Consider the following 9665-nt stretch of genomic DNA (forward strand, 5'->3'; position numbering starts at 1 on the left):
TATTCATATTCCTAAAATATTTTCAATTAAAGCTTTATTTTGATCTGTTACAATCACCAAAGGAAATCACTTTTTCTCAACAGTAACCTTTAATTATTAAGTTATTCAATAGTATTAACATCCCCTTAGCATTATTGTAATAGATCAAAACAAAAACTAAACCTACTATAAAAATAATAAGTTTATAGATTTTTGATACCTAATTAATCTATTTATCCTTCACTACTTTCTCTTTATTGCCTCACAGTTATAAAATAAATATTTTATTTTAATAATTGATTATAAATAAATTTATATTCCTCTAAAACATTCTCTAGCAAATATGATTCTATTATTTTTTTAGAAGTTTTACCCATTTGCTCTCTCATTTGTTCACTGTAAGCAAGAGTTTCAAAAGCTTTCATAAGTTCAATATCGTCTTCATGTTTTACAATAAAACCATTTACATTAGATTTTATTAAGTCCCTTAGTCCTCGTGTATCTGTAACAACACAAGGAATACCTATGACCATCGCTTCCATAATACTTTTCGGTAAACCTTCCCTATAAGAAAGCAATGCTACAATATCAGTAATTTGTAGTAATTCAGATACATCTTTTCTAAAGCCTAAAAAATGAATCCCCTTAAGTTGCTCTATATTAACATACTCTTTCAGTTCTTTCTCATTCTCTCCATAACCTACTATTAACAATTCTAATTGTGGAATTTTTTGTTTTAATTTTTTCCAATTTCTAAGTAGGAATTTGTGATTCTTATTATAATTTAATTCAGCTATATAGGAAATCACTAAAGACTCTTTAGGTAAGTTCAATGTCTTTTTTAACGACAATTTCTCTTTTTCTGTCAAGATGTTAGAAATAGTTTCTACTCCCACTCCATGTACGTATGAAATTTTATTTGTTGGTAATAGTTTATGTGCATTTCTAAAATCTTCCTCATTAATTGTAATTAACTGATCTGTCCACTTAGCTATTAATTTTTCCGCTGTATAATAAATTATCCAATTTCGTTTTGGGGCACCATTAAAAAAATGAAATCCATGCGCCGTATATATCATTTTACCACTTTTGTTTTTTCCTTTATTGAAAGCCATTCTTGTTAAAAAAGATGCTACTGGAGTATGCACATGAATAATTTTGAAATTTTCCTTATTAACCAATTTTTTTATTTTGCGATAAGCTGTGATATTTTGGAGTTTGAATGGGTTTCTTGAAAATGGAATATCCACACACTTTACATTTAAACTGTTTAACACAGCTTTATCTTCCTCACCTATACCAGCTGCCCATACTTCGAAACCATTTTCTTGAAAATATTTAATATATGGTATATGGAATGCAGTAAGATGCCGATATACAGAAGCTACAAATAAAATTTTCATTTACTTCAATCCTTTAAAATTTCTTGATATACCCTTAAATATGCTCTTACAGTTGTTTGAATTGTAAATGGAGCAACATTATATTTTTTCACTTCACATTCAATAGCCTCAATAATTTTTTCTGCCAAATCATATTCATTATATGGCTCAAATACCTGACCACCTACTGTCACAGTTACTCCGTTTAAACCATCCACATTTGAAGCAATTGTTGGTAATCCTGTAGCAGCAGCTTCAACAACAACTAAACCAAAACCTTCCCATTTTGATGCTAGCACAAAAACATCTGAAGCCTTCATGATAGCTGGTACATCAGTGCGCCTACCTAAAAAGACTATAGACTCTCTACCATGAAGAATTGCATATTTCTTTACTTCTTCCATCCGTTCTCCATCTCCCACAAACACTATATGATAATTTGCAGGTAATAATTTACTAGCACGAATTAATGTCTCATGATCTTTTTGTTCACGCATAGCAGCTACCATTAAAATAATCTTCTCATTTTCTTTTATATGTTCAATTATCTTTTTTCTTTCAATCGGTTTCGCATTTTTATATTTTGAAATGTCAATCCCATTTTCAATAATTCTTACTTTCTTTTTTGTACTAGGTAAATACTTTACTAGAGTATCCTTAGTTTCGACAGTAATCGCAATAATTTTTTCATATTTTTTATACATCCAAAAATCTAAAATATGAAAAGCTTTAATTTTTCTTCTTCTATTATAGGTACTGTGTTCAGTAGTAATTAAAGGTATGTTTTGATTAATCATTGTTAATGCTATTGGTACAAATAATTGTGACGGAAATAAATGTGTATGAATACAATCATAGTTACCAGCCTTAATTATATTCTTTAAAAAGTTAATATTACTCAAAGAATACAAACTATCCCCTGAATTATAATATGTAGGGATATCCATTTTTTCTAATTCAGATCCAAAAAAATTTTGAGATCTTGTTAATACAGCTACTTCACAAATTACATTTTGCTCTTTCATTTCCCTAACTATATCCACAAGCATTTTTTCTGCCCCACCACTACCTAATGTATTTATAACATGTAAAATTCTCACAATTTGTTCCTCGCTCTATACTTATGTAGTAATTTTTTTATAGTAAACTTAGGTAAAATGAATAATGGCATGAATAAAATTTGTTTTTTAGAATATTTAGTAGATTTAATTAGATATTTAAAAGCACTTTTTCTATCTCCTTCAAGTAAGGAATATATTATTACACCTCTATATCTTGATATCAAATATCCTAAATTTCCAACCTTGATTATTTCTTCTTCAAAATTATGAATAAGCTTTCTCTGATAATCAGCAAAAAGAGTAGCATTTTTAATCTGTGCATCGACATCAGTCAAACGTTGAGAAGCATCACTCATTAAATTTACTACTACATCATTAATTATTGGAAAACCATAGTCAATGGCTATTTGATACCATAGCAACGACTCAGCCCCTATTTTAGATTCCGGATAACGATAATTAGCTTCTTTGTAAAATAATTTTTTATTAATTACCGGTGTTAAATCCCCGTTAATTTTTCCCCCAAGAAACTCTTTGAAAGTAATTATTGAATAGTATTGATTGTCTTGAATTTTAACATTCGATACTAAGAAATTATAGACAGGAAAATCATTTTCTTTTATATTGACTAAAAAATTATTTATTTTCTTTAATGCATTATTTACAAATATATCATCATCATCTATTATCACTACATAATTATATTTTGCTTCTTGTATGCCTCTATTTCTTGCACCTCCAGGACCGCTATTCTCCTCTTGATAAAAATAACGTATGTCTGGAAAATCTGTCTTAATAGCATCTTGATATAAAGTAGATGAATGATCATCTACTACTATAATTTCATAATGATCATATTTTTGTTGTATAATTGACTTAATACATCTACGTAACTCTTTTTCTCTATTATATGTAGTAATGACAATACTTAGTGGTGTATTCATAGATATTTTATCCTTTCTCTAAGTGCATTTCTACTTAATTTATAATGGTACTTATTTATTACATTCCTATACTCTATTATTCATCAATTAAAGAATATAACTGTTCTTTTTTATTTTCTCTATAGTAATTATAAAAATATGTTAAAGATATAATAAAAATAATCCATTCAGATAGTTCAGTGCTATAAGGATGAAATAAACCATTAATAACAAAGTAAAGTAACATTAAGATAGAACTACTTACTAAAATATTTTCCTGCATATTGTTATTTTTCTGTAGTTTATAGAAAACTTTAGGTAAAAGTGCTAGCCAACCAAAATATAATAATAACAAACCTAGAATACCAAATATTCCAAAATCGCCCCAAAACTGCAAATATGTATTGTGAACGACCATACTCGAGCCATCTTCATATACACCGATAGTTGTAAAAGCTCCTGTTCCTATAATTGGACTATCATATATTTTATTTATTGCAGATTTAAGCATCATAAAACGAGCTGAATCAACCAACTCTAATCCTTTAGAAATTGAAGTCGAATTAAATAGATTAAAAATACTTTTAACAACTCTAGATTTTAATAAGTCAGGCAGCAATATAATAATTCCACTTAAAAAAATCGATATTACATAGATAGGAACAATGAATGCCTTAAATTTATTTCTATAGTTAATCAAGAAATAAATCAGTAAAATAATAAATAATGTAGCAAATATTATTAACATTCCTGTTCTTGATCCATCCATATATATAATGAATAAGCTCATGATAAGCAGGATTAATCGGTTGATTTTTTGGATTTTTTTCTCTAATAATAATAGTGATAAAATATTAAAGTAAAAACCCCAAGCGCCAATTTTAACTAAAGATCCTGGATATGCAAAAAATGTCCCCCATCGCCCATCAGCTGTCATTAAGCTTGCCATACCTGTAAATCCTAAAATACCTAGAATTAGAAATATGAAGTTCAAAATTAGAATTACATTAATAGAAATATCAATTTCTTTCCACCCTATTTCTGAATAATATAAAAAGTAATATAATGTTAATAAAATTAAACATAATTTAACAATTTGAATAGCATTATCTGTATTTATACCCCAAAAAAAGCTACTAATCATACCAATTATTATTAAAAGACTCGCCAAGCTGAGCATAGGACTCAATACTAGACCTTTTTTGAAAATTCCTTTTATAATCATTGGAAATATTAATATGCACCATATTCCCCAATGGATATATGGAAATATAGTTACTTTTAAATCTGCACCTAAAACTAAAACCATAAAAACCATAATAAATAAAGTTTTCATCAATATACTCCTAATGATAAGTATAAAATTATTACACCTATAGATATTATTAAATTAAAACAAATAGTAGTAATGCTACTTGATTTGCGAATTTTCCGTAATACCATTGTATCCATACACATACTATTAAAAACCTGACTCAAAACCCAAGATATACCAATAGCATAGAAAGAATAGTAATCCAAAGTTAAATAAAAAATAACACTCATCATTAATAAAGTAATTATACTAGGAATAATAACTTCTTTTAAACGTGCATCTGCCTGTAAAAATTCATAACTTAAATTAGCATGTGCATTTAAACATGCACCATACAATAGCAAATAGAACAATTCCATATCTTGAATGTTTAAAATATTAGGTATTATAGGAATAATAACCAAAGAAATTAAGAATAAAATACTGTATACTAGCCAACTTATTTTATAATATAAAGGCATCTTATTTAAAAGTGATATTTTTTCCTCTGTTCTTTTTAATACAGAAGAAAATCTGGGGAAAACAACCATTCCCAAGCTATTAGAAAAGAAAGATACTTTGGATGCTAAATCAAAAGTTGCTTTGTAAATCCCCACTTCTTTCATAGTAAAATTCCTATTTATTAAAAATGTACCTATTGATAGAATCGTTATTTGAGTTAATTGTGCCATTGATAATACAATAGATTGAGAAAAAATCTTTTTAAACTCACCTTTAGCATACTGAGGTTGCCAACTCCCCTTAGGCATACTTTTTAAAAATTTTTTAGCATATAATATATCGAATACTCTTCTTAATAAAACTGTAATTATAAGTAATATAACTGATTTAAAAATTAGAACAGAACCTATTAAAAATAAATGTTTGGACAATCCAGATATTAGATTGAATTTTGAAATATGTTCAAACTCTTCTTTTCCTAAATTGTATGTTAACTTTATAGTCGGAGGTATCGATAATAAATAATCTAGTGAGGCAAATATAACAATTATACTCACTAATCCATGATTGTTTGTGGGGAAAACCCACTTGGGAATTATAAAAAATAATATTGGCGTTATGATAAATAATAGTAAAGTTATTCTGATATACATTCCTGTAGCTGAGCGCATAATTTTTTGCTCTTCTGATACATTACTTGCTTGAGCAATAGTTCGAGTAAAATATTTTGCCACACCCATTTCTACAAAATAAATATAGGATACTAAGATAACAAATATAGAATATAATCCATAGCCTTCTGTTCCTAGCGATTTCAATGCCAGGGGAATAAACGCTATCCCAGCAAATCCATTTACTAAGTTTACAAACGTAACATATAATAGGTTTTTTTTCATAAACTAGATTTCTAAACCACCTTATCCCCAAGACGATAATTATTTCTTACAGTCTTATAATTTTACAAAATTATAATTAGAATGGACTTATTTGAATTTTACTTGATTTCTATCAAAGCTTATATCTAGGCTACGATAATAACATTATTTTAAATCATAGATTGATACAACTATATCTTAACCCTGCCATCCAAACATATACTAATATAATTTAAAATGAATGTAGCCAGATACAAGCTTCAATGTCTAATTAAAGATTTAGAATATTTATCTAATGAAAAATCCTTACGTTATTATACTTTACTATTTATCCAATAAAAACGGAAAAACACCATACTTAAGCCTAAAATTATACCTAATATCAAAGAAATAGCTAAATTCAGTACAATATTAGGTGATGTTTTCTCTTCAGCTAAAGTTGGATTAACGATTATACGTACAAAAGGGTCTGCTTTAAAGCTATCTAATCCTGTTTTAATTGACTGATAGTCAGCAAGTGCCTTACGATATTCCTCTGACTTCGATTGAATTTGGGCTTGCATTTGTAACAACTGGTTTTGTAAATTTCCTGTTACATTCGCCAATGCCGTTGTTTGCTCTTCAGAAATATTTAAAGTAATCTCTGAGTTTAAAATAGTTTGTAATATTAATAATTCTGGTAAATTATTATCACGAATTGTTTTATTATATTGCTCAATAATTGTTTCAATTTCTTTTGTTAGGGCAATTGACTTTGTTTTATATGTTGTTTCCAGATCTTGTAACGTTTTTTGAACTGATTCATTCATATTTTGTTTTGTTGCATCCATCAAAATTTGCAACTTTTTCTGTGCATCTATTGCTGAATTATCTACAAATTCCAACTCAATAAGATTTTTTGTTGGATCAGCATCTACTGTTATCGTTAGATCTTTTTCATTATATTTAGTTGAGATACCGGTATCATTTAATACTTGTTTCATTATAGATTTATTTTGAATACGTTGAGCATAAATTGTTGGTGTGAATTCAGCTGCCACATAATTCGATATAATACCTGTATCTTGAACACCGCTTACCACTTGTACAACTGCTTTTGATTTATATTTCTCATCTAGTATAAACCAACTTATAACAAACGCTAATATCATACAAACAATTGTACAAACAGCTACCACCTTTTTCCCTTTCCAAAAAACCCCTAAAATCTCTCTTAACTCAATTGTCTCTTTCATAAATTTGCTCCTTATTTTTTAATACTATGGCTGATAATATACCAGCAATTATCCACATTGTTGTCGATACTCCTGACACACTATCATTAAATAATGCTTGTATTAAGTATGCTCCCCAAGCAATATTAAATGCCCAAACTAATAAATTGTTATGTCTCATTACAAATTTCAATGTCATGAACAAATTAATACAAATAAAGAACAATAGACTCACTATACCTAACAGGCCAGTTCCATATAGAATACCAATATACATATTATGAGGTTTATCAACAATTATATTTTCATCCTGAAGACCTGATCTTGCTTGTATATTATAATGTGGAAAATTATACATAATTGTATCTAAACCGTAGCCTAATATAAATCTTTCTTTTAAAAGATACAATGTTTTCTCCCATATATATATACGCCCAGAGCCTGCTGACATTGCTGGGGTCGGTAAAGTAGGTAGTTCAAAATGTTCTGCTGCAAGGGTGGTTTCTAATAATGTATCACTTAAAAATGATGTATTAGATTCCGGTTTCCAACCATATGGATTACTATCTGTAAAAAATCCAAACGACTCTCTCCATACTTTATCTTCTTTTAAAGCCAACACATGAAATACAGGTGCAGTCGCTACTAAAAATACTGCAATCATCGCAAAGCTTTGTGCTTTTTTCTCTGATCGAAATGCCGCAAATAACACCACAAGCATCATTACACAAACTGTTAGGAAACCACTTGTTGAAATAGACATTAGCATTACCACAATTGACATAATAGCAATTACTAAATGCCCTATAGCGCGTCCAATATGTTTCTCTAAAATAGCTGCTGCTAAAAACATCACAGTCATAATGGCAAACATACCACTCATGTAGTTCCATTGGTTTAATGTACCGACAAGGATAGAATCCTCACTAATATTTGCACCAGCAGGTAAAAATGATTGCACTAGTTTTTGTACTGCTGGTTTTTGTAATAAGTCATGGCCGTAGAAATTCATTGTAATAATATATAAGTTGATAATTACAAATGGATATAAAGCGTATAAAACATAGTTTAATACCTTTTTTGGATAGTCGATATTCATTGCAATAAAGAACAATGCTAAATAACATAGCCAGCTAATAGCACCGTCAGAACGATTGTATTGGCCATGTAAGGCAATAGAAATGTTTGGTGAAAAAATTGTTGATAACACAATTGCTACAGCAAATGCTCCTATTGCATAATTCAATTTTGTTTTGCGGATTTTGCCGTCCATAAATAAAATTTTCATCATAAATAGCAATGCTGCTACTACCGTAATCACCACAACTAGTAATGCTTTATAGTGTGTAAAGAGATCACCCTTTGCTCCACCCGTTAAGGCACTTACATTGGTGATTAGTGGCGATTGTACCTCTACTACGCTCGCCATAACGATTAATGGCACAAATCCAATAACAATAAGTAGTAAGCCAAAAATCCATTTATCGACAGATTTTTGTGATTGAATATCTTCTTCTTCATCACGATAGGCAACCTTTTCGTAAAATTTAGTCATTATTCGTACCTTCCTCTAATTGTAAGTTTTCAATTTGAGCTAGCAGCGATGCTACATGCTCTTGATAATTCGGAATATCCTCTGGTGCCCATCCAGCTTCTTGACAGTGTAATAAGACTGTTTTAGCATCCTCGAAACGCTCAGCACCTAGGAAGATTTCACCTAATTGAATCATAAAAGTTGGATCTTCCACCTTATAAGGATTCAAATCTAATGTTTTTTGCATTTGAATAGCAGCCTGCTTCATATCACCATTTTGCGCCATTGTTAATGCAGCCACATAATTAGCAATTTCAGACTTTGGCTGTTTCTTTAGCACCTCAACAATCATCGCCTCTGAGCCCTCTAAATCACCTGATGACTGCATTTGGATTGCTTGATTATATAAAGTCTCCGTCATTAAAAATTCATCATCTTGCTTACTTGCCAGAACGTTTGCCACAATTAGACCAATTACAACAAATGCTACCATGCCTGACAATATATATTTCCTTGCAGAGTCTGTAAATATCATTTTTTGTCTACCTTCCTCGCATTCTGTTTTTATGCACATAAAGTTAGTATACTATAAAATGGCTATCACTTGTAGTTATTTCCCCATTAAGGAATCCATCTATCTACCAGATTGTGATTTTTTAAAAAGGGTATTTGTATAGCAAAGGAGGCGATATTTTGGAGAAAGTAACGTTATATCAAAATGCTTTACAACAGTTTCTACAGCATTTATCACTAAGACAATATAGTGAACAGACACTTCGAGGCTATCAAATTGATTTAGCACAGCTAGGCAAATTTTTAACAGAAGCTATAAATGGACCAATTATGCTATATATAAGGTGATTAACTTTTAGACTTACACTCTTTTTCTTCGTTTTCCTGTATACTATTCTTAATAGATATGAAACGGAGAAAAATGATGC

Annotated in this window: 9 protein-coding genes; 1 reads left to right on the forward strand and 8 read right to left on the reverse strand. The window is 29.4% G+C overall.

What is annotated here, in order from left to right:
• Nucleotides 1–263 precede the first annotated feature (263 nt).
• The 8 genes from ACIQVU_RS18145 to ACIQVU_RS18180 form a co-directional block, all read right to left on the reverse strand.
• Nucleotides 264–1382: a glycosyltransferase family 4 protein gene (locus ACIQVU_RS18145; protein WP_402896622.1), complete on the reverse strand. Its 1119-nt coding sequence runs from the start codon at nt 1380–1382 to the stop codon at nt 264–266.
• 5 nt (nt 1383–1387) lie between these two features.
• Nucleotides 1388–2461, reverse strand: a complete 1074-nt coding sequence (locus ACIQVU_RS18150) for a glycosyltransferase (protein WP_402896624.1) — start codon at nt 2459–2461, stop codon at nt 1388–1390.
• On the reverse strand, nt 2458–3366 hold the full coding sequence (locus ACIQVU_RS18155; RefSeq protein WP_402896626.1) for a glycosyltransferase family 2 protein: 909 nt from the start codon (nt 3364–3366) through the stop codon (nt 2458–2460). Before ACIQVU_RS18155 ends, ACIQVU_RS18150 begins: the two co-directional genes overlap by 4 nt.
• Before the next feature lie 76 nt (nt 3367–3442).
• Nucleotides 3443–4681, reverse strand: coding sequence for an O-antigen ligase family protein (locus ACIQVU_RS18160; protein ID WP_402896628.1), 1239 nt, complete (start codon nt 4679–4681; stop codon nt 3443–3445).
• Nucleotides 4681–5997 (reverse strand): oligosaccharide flippase family protein, encoded by a 1317-nt coding sequence (locus ACIQVU_RS18165; protein WP_402896630.1) that lies wholly within the window; start codon nt 5995–5997, stop codon nt 4681–4683. The genes ACIQVU_RS18160 and ACIQVU_RS18165 overlap by 1 nt, the downstream gene beginning before the upstream one ends.
• Before the next feature lie 293 nt (nt 5998–6290).
• A complete protein-coding gene (locus ACIQVU_RS18170; protein ID WP_402896632.1) occupies nt 6291–7211 on the reverse strand; it encodes a Wzz/FepE/Etk N-terminal domain-containing protein in 921 nt (306 codons plus the stop codon).
• Nucleotides 7195–8745, reverse strand: a complete 1551-nt coding sequence (locus ACIQVU_RS18175; RefSeq protein ID WP_402896634.1) for an O-antigen ligase family protein — start codon at nt 8743–8745, stop codon at nt 7195–7197. Before ACIQVU_RS18175 ends, ACIQVU_RS18170 begins: the two co-directional genes overlap by 17 nt.
• Entirely contained in the window at nt 8738–9259 is a 522-nt protein-coding gene (locus tag ACIQVU_RS18180; protein ID WP_402896636.1) for a tetratricopeptide repeat protein, read from the reverse strand. The genes ACIQVU_RS18175 and ACIQVU_RS18180 overlap by 8 nt, the downstream gene beginning before the upstream one ends.
• Before the next feature lie 158 nt (nt 9260–9417).
• On the opposite strand from ACIQVU_RS18180, the gene ACIQVU_RS18185 reads away from it, so the two are divergent.
• Nucleotides 9418–9585 carry a site-specific integrase gene (locus tag ACIQVU_RS18185; protein WP_402896637.1) on the forward strand — a complete coding sequence of 56 codons (168 nt, stop codon included), beginning with the start codon at nt 9418–9420 and terminating at the stop codon, nt 9583–9585.
• Nucleotides 9586–9665: the final 80 nt, after the last annotated feature.

Origin of the sequence: Lysinibacillus sp. NPDC098008 (assembly GCF_044760715.1) — a bacterium.
GTDB lineage: Bacteria > Bacillota > Bacilli > Bacillales_A > Planococcaceae > Lysinibacillus.